12 protein-coding genes are annotated in these 17,384 nt (G+C 60.0%); 5 read left to right on the plus strand and 7 right to left on the minus strand.

Annotated features, from left to right (window positions below; translation table 11 throughout):
* Positions 1-2: 2 nt before the first annotated feature.
* From ybgC to FHS09_RS17645, 7 genes are all read right to left on the minus strand, one after another.
* The gene (gene ybgC, locus FHS09_RS17615; protein ID WP_183462338.1) at positions 3-407 is read right to left on the minus strand and encodes a tol-pal system-associated acyl-CoA thioesterase; all 405 of its coding nucleotides are present in this window, start codon (positions 405-407) and stop codon (positions 3-5) included.
* 62 nt (positions 408-469) lie between these two features.
* Positions 470-1,492 carry a Holliday junction branch migration DNA helicase RuvB gene (ruvB, locus tag FHS09_RS17620; RefSeq protein ID WP_183462340.1) on the minus strand — a complete coding sequence of 341 codons (1,023 nt, stop codon included), beginning with the start codon at positions 1,490-1,492 and terminating at the stop codon, positions 470-472.
* Positions 1,493-1,570: 78 nt separating this feature from the next.
* Positions 1,571-2,179, minus strand: a complete 609-nt coding sequence (gene ruvA / locus FHS09_RS17625; protein ID WP_183462343.1) for a Holliday junction branch migration protein RuvA — start codon at positions 2,177-2,179, stop codon at positions 1,571-1,573.
* Positions 2,180-2,193: 14 nt separating this feature from the next.
* A complete protein-coding gene (ruvC, locus tag FHS09_RS17630) occupies positions 2,194-2,724 on the minus strand; it encodes a crossover junction endodeoxyribonuclease RuvC (protein ID WP_183462345.1) in 531 nt (176 codons plus the stop codon).
* Positions 2,725-2,908: 184 nt separating this feature from the next.
* On the minus strand, positions 2,909-3,652 hold the full coding sequence (locus FHS09_RS17635; RefSeq protein WP_183462347.1) for a YebC/PmpR family DNA-binding transcriptional regulator: 744 nt from the start codon (positions 3,650-3,652) through the stop codon (positions 2,909-2,911).
* A gap of 77 nt (positions 3,653-3,729) precedes the next feature.
* Positions 3,730-5,508, minus strand: coding sequence for an aspartate--tRNA ligase (gene aspS / locus FHS09_RS17640; RefSeq protein ID WP_183462349.1), 1,779 nt, complete (start codon positions 5,506-5,508; stop codon positions 3,730-3,732).
* A 54-nt stretch (positions 5,509-5,562) separates the two neighbouring features.
* Positions 5,563-5,844: an FmdB family zinc ribbon protein gene (locus FHS09_RS17645; protein WP_183462351.1), complete on the minus strand. Its 282-nt coding sequence runs from the start codon at positions 5,842-5,844 to the stop codon at positions 5,563-5,565.
* A 242-nt stretch (positions 5,845-6,086) separates the two neighbouring features.
* Between FHS09_RS17645 and FHS09_RS17650 the strand changes: the two genes are divergently transcribed.
* The 5 genes from FHS09_RS17650 (at position 6,087) to FHS09_RS17670 (ending at position 17,383) form a co-directional block, all read left to right on the plus strand.
* Positions 6,087-6,500, plus strand: a complete 414-nt coding sequence (locus FHS09_RS17650; RefSeq protein WP_183462353.1) for an HU family DNA-binding protein — start codon at positions 6,087-6,089, stop codon at positions 6,498-6,500.
* Between the two features lie 164 nt (positions 6,501-6,664).
* Positions 6,665-8,404 (plus strand): proline--tRNA ligase, encoded by a 1,740-nt coding sequence (locus FHS09_RS17655; protein ID WP_183462354.1) that lies wholly within the window; start codon positions 6,665-6,667, stop codon positions 8,402-8,404.
* 177 nt (positions 8,405-8,581) lie between these two features.
* A complete protein-coding gene (locus FHS09_RS17660; RefSeq protein WP_183462356.1) occupies positions 8,582-9,148 on the plus strand; it encodes a lytic transglycosylase domain-containing protein in 567 nt (188 codons plus the stop codon).
* Positions 9,149-9,170: 22 nt separating this feature from the next.
* Positions 9,171-10,235 carry a helix-turn-helix transcriptional regulator gene (locus tag FHS09_RS17665; protein WP_183462357.1) on the plus strand — a complete coding sequence of 355 codons (1,065 nt, stop codon included), beginning with the start codon at positions 9,171-9,173 and terminating at the stop codon, positions 10,233-10,235.
* A 383-nt stretch (positions 10,236-10,618) separates the two neighbouring features.
* Positions 10,619-17,383: a polymorphic toxin-type HINT domain-containing protein gene (locus FHS09_RS17670; RefSeq protein ID WP_183462359.1), complete on the plus strand. Its 6,765-nt coding sequence runs from the start codon at positions 10,619-10,621 to the stop codon at positions 17,381-17,383.
* Position 17,384 lies beyond the last annotated feature (1 nt).

Here is a 17,384-nt window from a genome sequence, read left to right on the forward strand (position 1 = left end):
TTTTAACTAGCTGCCTTTAATGCTGAATAAATGGTTTCGGGTAATGCGCAAGGTTTGCGGTTGTCATCGGCCACGCAGGCGACTTTGACCACACCGGCGCAAATAATTTCATTCCCGCGGTAAATTTCTTGCTCGAAGGTCACCGCGGCGCGCCCCAGTTTGCCAATCGAGGCGGTGGCCCGCAACGCGTCGTCCAGCTGTGCTGAACGGCGGTACTGGATCTCCGCCGAGTGCACCACCAGCAACAGGCCCTGTTGCGGCATCGCGGGCTTATCATAGCCGAGCGAGCGCATGAATTCTGTGCGCGCGCGCTCCATATACTTCAAATAATTCACGTAGTAGACGATTCCACCCGCGTCTGTGTCTTCTATATAGACGCGGATGGGGATGCTGAATGGCTCTTTCACCCCTGCCCCTTTGCTGTTCTGAAACTCCGATCGCGGCCAGTGGCCGCGATCGATCTGTCCGACTAAACCCCTCGATCCGGCTTCGGCACGCCGAAATGCTCGTAGGCCAATGCGGTGACCACCCGCCCCCGCGGAGTACGGGTGATATAGCCCTGCTGGATCAGGAAGGGCTCCAGCACATCCTCGATGGTGTCCCGCTCCTCGCTGATCGCCGCCGCCAGGCTGTCCACTCCCACCGGGCCGCCGTCAAACTTCTCGATCATCGCCAGCAGCATGCGCCGGTCCAGGTGGTCGAAGCCGCGCGCATCCACGTTGAGCATGTTCAGCGCCAGGTCCGCGATCTCCACACCGACGCTGCCGTCGCCCTTCACCTCCGCGTAGTCGCGCACCCGGCGCAGCAGGCGGTTGGCAATCCGCGGCGTGCCGCGGGAACGGCGGGCCACTTCCAGCGCCCCGCCCTCATCCATTTCCACCCCCATCAGGCGCGCGGAGCGGCGCACGATGCTGGTGAGATCCTCCACGCTGTAGAACTCCAGCCGCTGCACTATGCCGAAGCGGTCGCGCAGTGGCGAGGTGAGCAAACCCGCGCGGGTGGTGGCGCCCACCAAGGTGAAAGGTGGCAGGTCCAGCTTGATCGAGCGCGCCGCCGGGCCCTCACCGATCATGATATCCAGCTGGTAGTCCTCCATTGCCGGGTAGAGCACCTCCTCCACATGGGGGCTGAGGCGGTGGATCTCGTCGATAAACAGCACATCCCCCGGCTCCAGGTTGGTCATCAGCGCGGCCAGGTCGCCGGCTTTCTCCAGTACCGGCCCGGAGGTGGTCTTGATGGCCACGCCCATCTCCGCGGCGATGATGTTCGCCAGGGTGGTCTTGCCCAGCCCCGGCGGACCGAATACCAGGGTGTGGTCCAGGGCCTCGCCGCGCAGTTTGGCGGCCTGGATAAAGATCTCCATCTGCTCGCGCACCACCGGCTGGCCCACGTAGTCGGCCAGGGATTTTGGGCGCACGGCGCGGTCGTGCTGGTCCTCTTGGCCAGTGGGGCCTATGGGTTCGGGGGCGATCAGGCGGTCGGCTTCAATCATTTTCCAGCTCCAAAAATCGATCGCGGCCAACGGCCGCTCCTACAATCCGATTGCCCTGCACTCGCCACTCTCCACTTATCACGCCGGCGCCATACTTTTGAGGGCCAGGCGGATCAGGGTGGCGCTGTCGGCGTCCGGCTGCTCCTTGCAGGCCCTGGCCACCATTTTTGTGGCCTCGGTGGGCTTGTAACCCAGTGCCGCCAGGGCGCTCTCAGCCTCGCCGGCACAATCGACTTTCGGTGCGCTGGCGGCCATCAGCGGGATATCGTTGGCGTCGCCGACCTGGGGCGCCAGCTTGTCGCGCAGCTCGATCACCAGTCGCTCCGCGGTTTTCCGGCCCACTCCGGGCACCTTGACCAGCGCGCCGATATTGTCCTCCGCCACGCAGCGCGCCAGGGCGTGGCCATCGAGACCGGACAAGATCGCCAGCGCCATCTTCGGGCCCACCCCGTTGACCTTGATCAGGGTGCGGAACAACTGGCGATCCCCTTCGCGGATAAAGCCGTACAGCTGCTGCGCGGTTTCCGATACCGCCAGGTGGGTGTGCAGTTGCACCGCCTGCCCAAGGGGCGGCAGTTCGAAAATCGTGGTCATGGGCGCAAGCACTTCGTAGCCCACTCCCTGCACGTCCACCAGCAACTGCGGCGGCTGCACTGCGGCGAGGGTGCCGCTCAGTCTTCCGATCATGGGTTGTCACTTCCTTAAGAAATCGTCAGGCGGCCGCGGCGAAAGCGCCCGCGGGTGCCGCCGGCGGCCTGAACCAGGGCCTGCGTGGTGTGCATATGGCAGAGGGCCACCGCCAGGGCGTCGGCGGCATCCTCCTGCGGCGAGGCCGGCAACTGCAGCAGGGTTTTCACCATATGCTGTACCTGCAGCTTGTCCGCGGCGCCGTTGCCGACGATCGCCTGCTTTACCTTGCGCGCCTCGTATTCCGCCACCGGCAGGTCCGCGCAGGTGGCGGCCACGATCGCCGCGCCGCGGGCCTGGCCCAGTTTGAGAGCGGAGCCGGCGCTCTTGGACATAAACACGTTTTCGATGGCCATCTGCGTCGGCGCGTACTGCTGCACTATCTGGCTCACGGCGTCGAAGATCAGCTTGAGCCGTTCCGGCAGCGGGCCATCCGGCAGGCGGATCACACCGCTGGCCACGTAGCAGCCGCGGCCGCGCTGGGTATCGATCAGGCCGTAGCCGGTTTTGCGCGAGCCGGGGTCTATGCCCAGAATTCGGGTCAAGCGGCTCTCCAGTTGGTATCTGTATGTTTATATAGTGGCGGGAGTTTCCCAAGGTGGGGGGAAGGCGTCAAGGATACAGAGGGAAGATAACAGAGGACGGAAGACAAAACGGGCCTGCGGCTCGGCCCCCTCCCCCAGCCCCTCCCCCGCGAGCGGGAGAGGGGAGCCAGGAAGTGGGAAGCTATTAAGCCAATTGCTCCATCACCTCGGCGGGGATATCGGCATTGGTATAGACGTTCTGCACATCGTCCAGATCCTCCAGCATATCCACCAGGGCCATTACCTTCTCCGCGCCTTCTTTGTCCATCGGCACGGTGGTAGAGGGAATCATGGCGATCTCGGCGTTGTCCGGCTTCAAGCCCGCCTCTGTGAGCGCGTCCTTCACCGGCATATAGTCCTGGAATTCGGTGGTGACTTCGATGCTGCCGTCGTCGTTGGTCTCGATATCCTCGGCACCGGCCTCCAGCGCAGCCTCCATCAGCGCGTCCTCATCGACGCCCGGCTCGTAGTACATCTGGCCCTTGCGCGAGAAAAGGTAGGCCACAGAGCCGTCGGTGCCCAGGTTGCCACCGCGCTTGGAGAAGGCGTGGCGCACTTCCGCCACAGTGCGGTTGCGATTGTCGGTCAGGCACTCCACCAGCACGGCGACGCCGCCGACGCCGTAACCTTCGTAGGTCACCGCCTCGTAATTGTCACCCTCGGCATTGCCGGCACCGCGGGCGATGGCCTTGTCGATGGTGTCGCGCTTCATGTTGTTACTGAGCGCCTTGTCGATGGTGGCGCGCAGGGTGGGGTTGTCTTCCGGGTTGCCGCCGGCCTTCGCGGCCACGGTCAGCTCGCGAATGATCTTGGTGAAAACCTTACCGCGCTTGGCGTCCTGGGCCGCTTTGCGGTGTTTGATGTTGGCCCATTTACTATGTCCCGCCATCTATCTCTCCGGTATTGCTCCGTTGTGACTCAATGTATTTTTGTCGTCACCCCGACACCGGAATGACGACAGTGCAGTTAACCGACCTGCTCTTCCTTCTGGCGCAGGCGGATGTTCAGCTCGCGCAGCTGCTTGGCTTCCACCGTGCCCGGGGCATCGGTCATCACGTCGGCCGCGCTCTGGGTTTTGGGGAAGGCGATGACGTCACGAATAGAGTCGCTTCCGGTCATCAGCATCACCAGTCGGTCGAGACCAAATGCCAGGCCGCCGTGGGGCGGTGCGCCGTACTTGAGGGCGTCGAGCAGGAAACCGAACTTCTCGCGCTGCTCTTTTTCGTCGATGCCCAGGGTGTCGAACACCGCCTGCTGCATGGACTGGTCGTGGATACGGATGGAGCCTCCGCCCAGCTCGGTGCCGTTGAGCACCATGTCGTAAGCGCGGGAAAGGGCGTCCAGCGGTGCTTTTTCCAACTCCTCCGGGGTGCACGAGGGTGCGGTGAAGGGATGGTGCAGGGAAGTGAGGCTACCGCCGTCCTCTTCCTCGAACATGGGGAAGTCCACCACCCACAGGGGCGCCCACTCGCGGGTGTACAGGTCCAGGTCTTCGCCCAGTTTGCAGCGCAGCGCGCCCAAGGCCTCGGAAACCACTTTGCGGCTGTCGGCGCCGAAGAAAATCAGGTCGCCGTTCTTCGCTTCGAGCCGCTCGAGGATCGCGGCGCGCACACTCTCCGGCAGGAACTTGACGATGGGCGACTGCAGGCCGTTCTCCAGGTCCGACTTGTCGTTGACCTTGATATAAGCCAGGCCCTTGGCACCGTAGATGCCGACGAACTTGCCGTAGTCGTCGATCTGCTTGCGGGTGAGTTTGTCGTTGCCGCCGGGCACCTTCAGGGCGGCCACACGGCCCTTGGGATCGTTGGCCGGGCCGGAGAACACCTTGAACTCCACCTCGGTCATCAGGTCCTTGATCTCCACCAGTTCCAGCGGGATGCGCAGGTCCGGCTTATCGGAGCCGTATTTAAGGATTGCCTCCCAGTGAGACATGCGCGGGAACTCGCCCAGGTCCACTTCTTTCAATTCCTTGAACAGGCTGCGGATCATGCCCTCGGTGATGGACATGATTTCGCCCTCGTCGAGGAAGGCGGTCTCGATATCGATCTGGGTGAATTCCGGCTGGCGGTCCGCGCGCAGGTCCTCGTCGCGGAAGCACTTGGCGATCTGGTAGTAGCGGTCGAAACCGGAAACCATCAGCAGCTGCTTGAACAGCTGCGGCGACTGCGGCAGGGCGAAGAACTTGCCCTCGTGGGTGCGGCTCGGCACCAGGTAATCCCGCGCGCCCTCGGGGGTGGCGCGGGTCAGGATCGGGGTTTCGATATCCAGGAAACCCTCGCCGTCCAGGTAGTTGCGCACGGCGGTGGTGAGCTTGGAGCGAAAACGCAGATTGCGCTGCATCTCATTGCGGCGCAGGTCCAGGTAGCGGTATTTGAGGCGCACGTCCTCGCCCACCGCGGTGTGCTCGTCCAACTGGAACGGCGGGGTCTCAGCGCTGTTGAGGATTTCCAGCGCGGTGCCATAGATCTCCACTTCGCCGGTATTCATATTCGGGTTTACCGTCTCCGGCGAGCGCGCGCGCACGCGGCCGGTCACCTTGAGCACGTACTCGCTGCGTACCCGGTCCGCCTGCTCGAAGTGGGCGCCCGCATCCGGGTCGAACACCACCTGCACTATGCCATCGCGGTCGCGCAGGTCGATAAAGATCACCCCGCCGTGGTCGCGGCGGCGGTCCACCCAACCACACAGGGTTACTTCGCGGTCTATATCCGCGGAACGAAGGGCGCCACAGTAGTCGGTGCGCATGGAGTCAAATTCCCGTAGTCGATTATTGGATTGTCAATTTAGCCCGGGGCTGGCTCAACTGGCCCCGGCGGCGGGTTTGTCCGCCTTTGCCCCGCTCTTTGCCCCACCCTCCTTGGGCTTGGCCGCGTCTCCGGCCAGGTTCTTCTTCTTTCCGCCGGTCTTGAAGTCGGTTTCGTACCAGCCGCCGCCCTTGAGGCGGAAGCCGGCCGCTGAGATCTTCTTGCGAAGCGTGGCCTCGCTGCAGGCGGGGCAGTCCGTCAGAGGGGCGTCACTCATGCGCTGCAGGGCCTCCATCTGGTGGCCGCAGGCGCTGCACTGGTATTCGTAGATCGGCATTGCTGGGTACCTGAAATACAAGGGGGCGCAGATTATACATGAGCGCCCCGGGGGGAAGAAGCTGTGCCGGCAGGCGCCTGCCCGGGGCCCAGGGGGCCAAACCGGGGGACAAAAACGTGAAAAAAGCACTGTTTTTCCCGCATTTTCCCGTGCGCGCAAAAAAAAACCATATATACTTCCCGGCAGTACCCCGCTGTACGAACACATTTTCACTGGAAAAACACCATAGAAGGAAGCTACTCATGGCCGCCAAGAAAAAAGCAGCTAAGAAAGCCCCCGCGAAGAAAACCGCAGCGAAAAAGGCACCCGCCAAGAAGGCCGCTCCGGCCAAGAAAGTCTCTGCGGTAAAGGAAAAGTACACCAAAACCCAGATCCTCAACCAGATCGCCGAGAACACCGAACTGACCCGCAAGCAGGTCCAGTCCGTTCTGGATGAGCTGACCAACGTGATCGAGGCCCACGTGAAGAAGCGCTCCGTGGGCGAGTTCGCCCTGCCCGGCCTGCTGAAAATCACCACCGTGAAGAAGCCGGCCAAGAAGGCCCGCAAGGGTATCAACCCCTTCACCGGCGAGGAGACCACGTTCAAGGCCAAGCCCGCCAGCATCCAGGTGAAGGTGCGGCCGCTGAAGAAGCTGAAGGAAATGGCCGAGTCCTGATGCCGTCAAAACCCCGCTCCAGCGGGGTTTTTTGTAGGGGCGCCCCCTGTATTCGCCCCTGTCGACGCCCCACCCTCGGCGAACACAAGGTTCGCCCCTACCAAGCTCCCCCCTCCCCGGCGTAAAATGGCCAGCCCGAAAAGCAATACAAACTGAATCATCTTATGCGCGCATCCCTCTACCTGATCGCCACCCAGAAAGAAACTCCCAACGACGCCGTGGTCATCAGCCACCAGCTGATGCTGCGCGCCGGTATGATCCGCCGCCTGTCCTCCGGTCTCTACACCTGGCTGCCCACCGGCCTGCGGGTGCTGCGCAAGGTGGAGCGCATCGTGCGCGAGGAGATGGACCGCGCCGGCGCGCTGGAGGTGGTGATGCCGGTGGTGCAGCCGGCGGAGCTGTGGGAGGAGTCCGGCCGCTGGCAGCAGTACGGCCCGGAATTGCTGCGCATCAAGGACCGCCACGACAATCCCTTCTGCCTGGGCCCGACCCACGAGGAGGTAATCACCGACGTGGTCCGCAACGAGATCAACAGCTACAAGCAGCTGCCGGTCAACTTCTACCAGGTGCAGACCAAGTTCCGCGACGAGATACGCCCGCGCTTCGGCGTGATGCGCGCGCGCGAGTTCACCATGAAGGATGCCTACTCCTTCCACCTGAACGTCGACTCCCTGCAGGAGACCTACGACGTGATGCACGCTGCCTACTGCCGCATCTTCGACCGTATCGGCCTCGACTACCGCCCCGTACTCGCGGACACCGGCTCCATCGGCGGCTCCCACTCCCACGAATTCCACGTGCTGGCCGAGAGCGGCGAGGACGATATCGCCTTCTCCACCGAGAGCCGCTACGCCGCCAATGTGGAACTGGCGGAGGCTACCGCACCCGCGGGCGAGCGCCCGACGGGGACCAGGAGCATGGAAGAAGTGCACACCCCGGGGCAGAAGACCATCGCCGCAGTGAGTGAATTCCTGCGGTCGGACCCGGCGCACTCGATCAAGACGCTGATAGTGCTGGGCGAATGCCCAGAGGGCCCGGAAGAAAGTGACAGAGCTCCCCTGGTAGCTCTGGTCCTCAGGGGCGATCACGCGCTGAATGAACTGAAAGCGGAAAAACTGCCGGGGGTCGCCGGCCCGCTGCAGTTTGCGCCGGAGGCACGCATCGCCGAGGAACTCGGCTGCGGCGTCGGCTCCCTGGGTCCGGTGGGAATGAAGATCGAAACCATCGTCGATCGCTCCGCCGCGCATCTGGCGGACTTCATCTGCGGCGCCAACAGAGACGACTATCACTACACTGGGGTCAACTGGGGCCGCGACGTGGAGCTCGGCCGTATCGAGGACCTGCGCAATGTGGTCGCCGGCGATCCCAGCCCGGATGGCCGGGGCCAGCTCGAGATCAAGCGCGGCATCGAGGTGGGCCACATCTTCCAGCTCGGCGACAAATACAGCCGCGCGATGAACGCCACGGTACTGGACGAGAACGGCAAGGAGCAAGTGCTAGTCATGGGCTGCTACGGCATCGGTGTATCCCGTATCGTGGCCGCAGCCATCGAGCAGAACCATGACGACGCCGGCATCATCTGGCCCGACGCCATCGCCCCCTTCCAACTGGCGATAGTGCCGATCAATATGCACAAGAGCGATGTGGTCAGAGAAAAGTGCGAACATCTGTACGAGTCCCTGCGCGATAAAGGTGTGGACGTGCTGCTGATGGATGAACCCAAGGCGCGCCTCGGCGCCATGCTCGCCGACGTGGAACTGCTGGGTATTCCGCATCGCATCGTCATCGGCGACCGCGGCCTGGAGAAGGGCGTGGTGGAGTACAAGGGTCGCCGCGACGCCGAGAGCCAGGAGTTTGCGGAATCGCAGTTGGAGGAAGTGCTGCTGAAACTGATAGGACACTAAGTCCCGCTCAATCGTCATCCCGGGCTTGGCCCGGGATCCAGTGCGAAGGTGCGGAAGAAGCATTGTGCCCAGACTCTGGATACCGGCCTGCGCCGGTACGACGATTGTCCCGGGACCGACCGGCAATCCGCAGTTGCCGCTGCCCTTCCTTCCCGCCTTTCCGTAAAATCTCCCGTCATGATAAGAAAAAGCCTGACCACACTGCTGCTCAGCCTCATATTTGCCGGCGCCCAGGCCCAGGTGAAGGTTCCGGAAATAGACCCGGAGCTGCGCCTCGCCCTGAAAGAGGCGATCACCCAGGCGGACAGCTTCACCGATCGCTTCGACGCGGAGGTCTGGCTGATGTCCAAGTCCCAACCGCTGGCCCGCTATATCAAAGACCCCAAGGAGCGCATGCACGTGCTCAAGGCGGTGCACCGCGAGGCCACCCTCGCCGGGCTGCGCCCGGAGATCGTGCTGGCGGTGATCCAGATCGAAAGCGCCTTCGATCCCTACGCGGTGTCGCGGGTGGGCGCCCAAGGCATGATGCAGGTGATGCCCTTCTGGAAAAAGGAAATCGGCCGCCCCGACGACAACCTGATCGATATGGACACCAACCTGCGCTACGGCTGCACCATCCTCAAGCACTATATCGGCAAGGCCAAGGGCAACCTGGCCAACGCCCTCGCCTATTACAACGGCAGCTACGGCCGCCACACCTATTCCAGCAAGGTGCTGGATGCCTGGGCGTCCAGATGGCGGTAGCCAGAGGACGGAAGACAGACTGATGACCGCCAGCTTTATTTTTTTTACCGGCAGCGCCTGCGCACTGCTGTTACTGGCGGCGGCAAAGCTGGCGATCAGCTACCGCCACCAGCCCGCGGGGCGCTGGCTGCTGGTCCTGATTATTGGAGTTTTCTTCTACCTGCTGCGCCCGGTGTTGCCGGACCGCGGGCCGCTGATGGACGTTCTGGTCGACCTCCCCACCGAACTGATCCCCGGCGCCTTCTGGCTGTTCGCCTTCGCACTGTGCAGCGAGTGCGAGCGCTTTCCGCGCTGGGGCTGGGCCCTGATCGCGATGAGTCTGGCGGTCGGCCTCGCCGCCGCCCACCTGGACGCCGGGCACTGGCCGGCGTTGCGCCACTGGCTGTACCTGCTCAAGCAGCCACTGCAACTCGGCCTGCTCGGCGCCGGCTTGGTTGCACTGTTGCGCCAGTACCAGTCGGACCTGGTGGAATCGCGGCGCAACCTGCGCGCGGTGCTGCTGATCACCATCGGCTGCTACATGCTGGTCGTGGTCTGCGCCGAATTCCTGTTCTCCTACCAGCCGATTCCCGCCGGTGTGCCAACACTGCACGCGGTGCTGGCGAGCGGACTTGCCCTGGCCGCCTGCCTGTGGCTGCTGGCGCTATCCCCAGGAGCCCTGAGCGAATCCCTGCCGCAAGCCGCAGAATCCGAAATAGAAGAGGAGCTACCCGAAAAGGAATCGCAACCGCTGGACGAGCAACAGCGCCAACTGCTGGAAAAACTGCAGTCCCATATGCGAAACGGCGGCTACCGACACACGGGCCTGACCATCCGCGAGCTGGCGGAACAACTCGGCACCCAGGAGTATATGCTTCGCGCACTGATCAACCGCCACCTGGGTCACCGCAATTTCAACGAGTATCTGAACCGGTTTCGCATCGACGAGGCGAGCCGGCGCCTGGCGGACCCGAAGCAGGCGCACCTCCCCGTCCTCACCATTGCATTGGATATCGGCTACCGCTCCCTGAGCCCGTTCAACGCCGCCTTCAAACGCCGCCACAACCAGACGCCGACCGAGTACCGGCGCCAGCAGCTGCCAATCTGAAAAACCCTGAACCTCTGAATATCGTCATTCCGGCGACTCGCAGCGACACTCACGCCGAAATCCGAAACACGTTGATTTCTCCAGGCTCCGGCCGTCACCGGAGTGACGAATTGAACTTGTTCAGAGGTTCCTTATTAACCCGGCAAACCTATTTGGTTGCCGGGTTAATAACAGGATTCGACAGAATTTAACAGAAAACAATCGTAGTTTTCTCGATCGTCTTTATTTATTGTTATCGGCAGCCATTGCACACCGCCATTTTCAATCAAGAAACATGTTACAGAGGCCGGCTCTGGAAGTAACCGGGACCTGGCCATCGAATATTTAAGATTCTGTAGAGTCAATCCAAAGGCTTTACGTGGATACTGGGTTAGGAGGGGGAAGTGAAATCGCGCACCTATCTTAAGCTTTGCTTGCTCTTCGTTTGTGTCTCATCGCTCGCTATTGAAGCAAGGGCCGTCGCGGAGTCGCCGAAAAGTATTCCCGGACGGCTCATAGGAAGCTTTTCTTCGACCGACAACGGCGCTGGCTCTTACCGCATCCCGATCAAAGTGCCGCCGGGTATTGCCGGAATGGCGCCTTCGGTTTCGATTGCCTATTCAAGCCAAAACGGAAATGATGTTGCAGGGATGGGATGGTCTGTCCGAGGCGTGTCAGCGATATCGCGCTGTCCGGCCAATAGGGAGGTCGATGGTTTTAAAGGTGCTATTAATTACGACGACAACGATCGGTATTGCCTTGACGGTCAGCGGCTGATCGCTGTGAAAGGCGCATATGGACAACACCTCTCCGAATACCGCACTGAACTTGAAACGTGGGAGCGTATCGTTGCCTACTACGATAAGGATGGAACGAAGGCATGTGGTTCCGGGCCATGCTACTTTGTGCTTACGGCAAAGAATGGAGTGCGGCATATCTACGGCCAAGCTTCTGCGCGAATTCTGGCGGTGGGGAAAAGCGATGTTCGTGTTTGGGCCCTGCATCGTAGCGTCGATCTAAACGGAAATGCCATTTCCTTTTCGTATGCCGCCGATCCGTTGGGCGGCAATAAGTCACGAGGGGCGTACTACATCAGTCGAATCGACTATACGGGAAACAAGCAAGCGAAGGTCGCGCCAAACAGAGCCGTCGTATTCGAGTATGAACGACGCCCTGACACGATCACGCACTATGTCGGCGGGGCGCCGATAACGAAGGCTGCGAGGCTTGCCTACATTCACACCTATCTTGGTTCCTCTCTCATCAAGGAATATCGCTTCGTTTATGACAAGCGCGATGCTGGTCGCAGCCTTTTGGTTAGTGTCAGCGAATGTAATGGGGCAGGAATCGCTGCCAGTTCCAGTTGTTTGACGCCTACGCGTTTCGGTTGGCAGCGCAGCGCGGCGCGCTTTGCCAGCAAGACGACGGCTTTGAGCGACGAGTTTGGTAAGAATCAAGGGTGGTCGTCTTCGCGCGGAATGCGCTTCCTGAGTGATGTCAACGGCGATGGGCGGACTGACATCGTTGGATTCAAAGATGGGGTTAAGGTCGCTCTGTCTGACGGAAAGCGTTACAAGAGTGCTACCACATGGTCGTCGGACTTCGATCAGCATACTAAATGGGATGTGAAGACGACCCCACGAATGTTGGCGGACGTCAATGGTGACGGGATGAGTGATGTCGTGGGGTTTGGATTGGACGGAGTACACGTTGCCCTCTCTACCCGAACCAGGTTCGATTCGACGCTTTGGCAACAAAAACCGTATCCGTATTTTTGCCGTGACTGCGGCAAAGGATGGCTCCCGAAAGACACGCCGCGAATGATCGCAGACGTCAATGGTGACGGACGCGGTGATCTCGTTGGGTTCGGAATCGACGGCGTCTACGTGGCATTGTCCCTGGGAAACAAGTTTCAGGATAAGCCGCAGCGCTGGACCACCCAATTCGGCCGCGACAGTGCACCGGGGTGGGGGGCGCAAACGCCGAGGTTGCTGGTAGACATAAACGGTGATCGAATGGCCGATATCGTCGGTTTTGGACAGAAAGGCGTTTACATTGCACTTTCAACCGGCGATCGCGGCAACAGCTTTGTGACCCCAAAGTGGGCGAGCCAGCCCATGGCGGCCTACGGCACAGATCAAGGTTGGTCCAATAATAACGTGCGGTCGTTGGCTGACGTAAATGGCGACGGACTGACAGATATCGTCGGCATCAATCATTCCGGTGTATTCGTCTCGTTGTCCACCGGTCAAAGCTTCCTTCCGCAACCGCAATCGCCGTGGCCCGAAAGCTTCAAGTTCCCCAGTGCATCCTGGTCGGTGGCGAGCACGCCCTTGCAGATGATCGATGTCAATGCTGACGGCCATGCCGATCTCGTGGGCTTCGGCGCCGATGCCGTGGTCGTGGCGCTCTCCAACGGTAGTGGGTTTTCAACCGCGAATTGGGATCGACACTCATTGCCTGGCTTTGGGGGGCCCGATTGGGGGGCGCAGACGCCACGGATGCTGGCTGATGTCAATGGGGACGGTTTGACCGACGTACTTGGGTTCGGGCTCAATGGCGTCCAAGTCGGCTTGGCTTCCGGACCCTACCCAGACCTGATGAATAGCGTTACGAACGGGTTTGGTTTGTCGCTCCAAATGACTTACAAACCGATCAGCGATCCCTCAGTGTATTCATTCGATGCCGAGCAACACCAAAGCGCCAACGCTCCTGGTGTGATCAACGCCTCGATGCATTCCGCGAATTTCTATCCGATAGCGGGTGTGGCTGCAAGCACGGTGGCGCCCCGTAACGTGTGGGGCGGGCGCAGTCAGGTCGTTGCCTTGTATCGTGAACGCAACGATGAAACTTTAAGTCAATTCCCCATAGACTACGCATACGACTACCACTACAGCCACGCGCGGGTCGATGTCGGCGGGCACGGCTGGTTGGGTTACAAGAAAGTAACGCATACCAATGAACAAACGGGCGCGGTCACGGTGCGCACCTACCATCAAGACTTTCCACTCACGCATCGGCTCATCGAGCGGCAAGAACTCTGCGGCCAGAGCGAGCACTACGATCCGAAATGCACGGCTTCGGCATCACCGCTCGGCGTAACCAACGCGGACTACGAGGTGGTTACTACCGCGACAGGCACTTCGCCAAGCAAGCCAAAGGTTTATGACGTTCGGTTGCAAACGTCGCGGGTCGACCATTTCAGCTACGGGAAGTACAACTTTTCGATCGGCGAACAGCATGAATACGACGACTTTGGCAATCGGATCCGGCACAGCTATCTTGGCTACGTTGATCAAACTGGAAAGGATCGCACCGCCGACGACAATGTATATACCCTGCTAAGCTACGTGCCGCCGGGTAAGGATTGGAAACTCAATTACGTCGAATACATCAAGAAGTCCAAGCAGTCCGAGTCGGATCCGATCGGCCGCTTCTCTGCCGAAGCAGATATCTCGTTGACGCGCTACCAATACAGCGACGATGGGCGGATGAATCTTACGAGCAAGGGACGCTGGGACGACACCAACGACGTATTTCTTGCCCACAGTTTTGGCTATGACGCATTTGGAAATCGAACCTCATCGATGGATCCGGCAGGCGGGCGTCACGACATTACATTCGAATCGAAATACCACACTTATCCGGCCACCATCAAGTGGCCGGTAGTAGAAAGCGGTGCCGGACTGTGTGATCAGAACACGCGGCTGTGCGAGCATTACGCATACGATGCCAGGATCGGAAAAAAGATCGGCGAAATCGATAGAAACGGCAATACGACTGTCACTTGCTACGACGATTTCGGCAGCCAGACGCTCATTCAGGGACCCATTCCAGAGAAACCGAATGGCATCCGGTCGGACGTGAATTGCCTGGCGGACTATCCCTACTTGGTAGCGGGCGCGCCGTTCGTCGAGCCGATTCGATCGGCCAAAGTGGTCTCGCTTCAGCGTGCAGATACACACCTGGTGGACGGCGGCATCGTGCGGCAACGCGATTCACTACAGCAATGGCCCACGGGCGACACCCGGAAGTGGTTATCTCAACAACAGTGGCTCGATCCCCTTGGCCGTACGTATCGAACCGGCACGCAGACCCCAGGCGGCCTGGTCTATGTCGATTACAAGCTGGATTCAGACGGGCGAAAGGTCAAACAGTCGCTCCCCTACTACAAGGACAATGCCCAGCCAACATGGGCACATAGCACCTACGACATTTATGGTCGTCCGTTGCAGCAGACGCGCCCCATCTACGCTGATGGCGCCGACCGTAACACCGTGATGAGCTATGAATACCAAGGCACGTCAGACGGTTTGCACACAACGGTGATACGAGCCGCCGAGCAGTCCGGTAAGTACGCCCAGCAGTTTGCGTATGCGTACTTTAACGGTAGCCGCAAGGTGGTTTCCATGGTGGTGCCCAGCGAAGATAACGCCCAGACGAGCTATTGGTACGATCGGCTCGGGCGTCCATTATCCGCAACCGACCCCAAGACGCGCGACAATCCCAAGGGATTGACCAGCACGACGAGCTACGACTCGCTTGGGCGTCACAAAACGACATCCAACCCGGCCCATGGACAGGCCACGTTTCGCTACGACACGCAAGGACGCCTGATTCACAAGATCGATGCCAACGGTCAATTCACCTTTACGCACGACGCTGTAGGGCGCATGACCTCGAAGCTTCGACCTGACGGTTATAAGGTCGCATTCACTTTCGATCGTTCGCAGGCCGAACGTGCCAATGCTTTGGGACGGCGTACGGCAGAAACGCTCATCTCGCCAAACGGGAAAGTGGTTAACCGCTACGATCACCAGTTCGACGTATACGGAAATAAGCGCCAGACAACAGTCACGATCTCCGGTGAAGCGAAAGCATACGACGTTGCGCGCGTCTACTCGCCAGCAGGCAAAGTGACCCATTACACCTACCCCGATGGCGCAATGCAGGTATTGTCGTATGACGTCGGTCAACTTGACAATCTTTCACTTGACGGCAAGCCCTTCGCTCGCTTTTCGGACTATACGGCTTCGGGCGTCCCAACCGCTGTGACCTATGGCAACGGCGTCGTCAACCGTTACCAGGTGTCCGATACGGCGCAATTGCTAAGACAGACGGTTGCGCAGGAAGATAGCTCTGCGCTGTTGGATGTGAAATACCAGTGGAATGGGTTGGCGCAATTGACGGCGATCGACGATTTGCTGGAAGACGATGTGAATCGTAGCGAGACGTTCGGATACACGGACCTGAGGCTGACCTCATCGAACGCACCAGGCACCTATGGCAGTAAAACGTTCCGCTACGACCCCTCGGGTAATCTCACTCTGAAGGACGGCGTGACCTTTCACTACAAGGGCTATGCGGTGCAAAGCGGCACCAAGGATGGAGAGAGCATCTTCAAAGCCGAATACGATCCGGTCGGCAACCTAACGACAAAGGAAGTTTCCGGTCGCACATGGCGCTACCAATACAACGCCGAGAACCGCCTGACGAAAGCCTGGCTGGAAGGCAAACCAGCATCCGTGCAAGTGCAACTTGGCTATGATTTCGCCGGGAACCGTGTGAACAAAATTGCCGAGGATGGCACGCGCTATGTGTACATCGACAACGCGTATGTGATTGAGCGCACCCCCGGAGGAGCCGTCCGAACCACCAAGTATGTCCGGGGACCGCAAGGTCCGATCGCCACGGTTATGACCGACAGCCTTGTCTACCACCACAGGAATCACCTTGACAGCACGGTGTTAACAAGCGATGAGACCGGAAGGGCCCTGAAGCGGTTCTCCTACCTGCCGTTCGGCGCATTGGTTGGTTCCACCGCACAAGCGGGATTCGACTTCACAGGCAAACGGCTTGATGCCGACACCGGTCTCTACTATTTCGGCGCGCGCTACTACGACGCGACCTTGGGTCGTTTCATTACCTCGGATTCCGGTTTGGGTGCCCCGAAGACACGGCCGGGCGCCTTCAATCGCTACGCCTACGTGTTGAACAGCCCAAGCAACTACAACGATCCAACCGGAAATTGGGCGTGCCCGAAACCTGTGGCGGGCGTCGTTGGTGGCGTATTGGGCGCAGGGACAGCGGTCGCCGGGGCCTTTGCGACGTGGGTGGACATCGGACAAACAGAGAAGAGCGGTGTGAATGGCGACTGGGCGAGCGTTTTCCTCGGTATCGGCGGTGTATTGTTTGAAACGGGTGGTGGGGCAGCATTGTTCTATGGTGGTTGCCACTGGCTGAACAAGCATTTGCTCAATCCGCCGACGGACGAAAACATCCAGCTCGAGAACCTGGGGGACGCGATCGAAAATATGTATCAGGGTGCCGGGCTTCGTATAACGCAGCTTGAGGAAGAGGTGCATAACCTTGGAAATGAGATCGACGACCTCAAAAATGAATTGCATACTCGTACTACGGAACTCGACGACGCGATTCGTGGAAAAAAACGCTACAGAAATAAATACAGGAAGTTAAACAAGGAGTTAGAAGAGTTCAAACGCAACAACCACACAGGGGACGATTGCAGTTGCTTTGCGGCCGGAACCCAAATTGCCACGGCGACAGGCTTACGTGCCATCGAGTCAATCCGCCCGGGCGATCAGGTGTGGTCATGGAATCGCGATACGCATCTGCGCGAACTGAAACCGGTCGTCAAGCTAGTCCGCGCCCCGCGGTCCAAGCCACTGATGCGGATCGGCGTCGGCAACGGTAGTGTCGAGGCAACGCCAAGCCATCCGTTTTGGAGCACCACGCAGAAAACATGGATCAGGGCAGAAAAACTCAGTGTGGGCGATCACTTGCTGAATGCCGACGGACGCGAAATTACGGTTTCGGAAATCGGCACCCGGGTCGGTGAGTTCAAAGTCTACAACTTCGAGGTTGCCGACAATCACAGCTATTTCGTGTCGGAAGCCGAGGTGCTGGTTCACAACAGCTCCTGTATCGGTGAGCACGACGGACTTGGCGGCAAAACCGACTACGGTACGGGCGAAACGGCCGAGGTTGGCGCCGATCAAATGACAGCTGATGCAACGCGCGAAGCAAGCAGTGCCGTTCAAACAGGTGTTAAGGCGTCAACGGCGACGACTGAAACGGCCGAGACCACCACTGAGGGGTCCACGGCAGTGGAGGAGACCCTCGAGTTGTTGTTGTTGATTGAACTGTAAA

This window comes from Microbulbifer rhizosphaerae, assembly GCF_014191725.1.
GTDB lineage: Bacteria > Pseudomonadota > Gammaproteobacteria > Pseudomonadales > Cellvibrionaceae > Microbulbifer > Microbulbifer rhizosphaerae.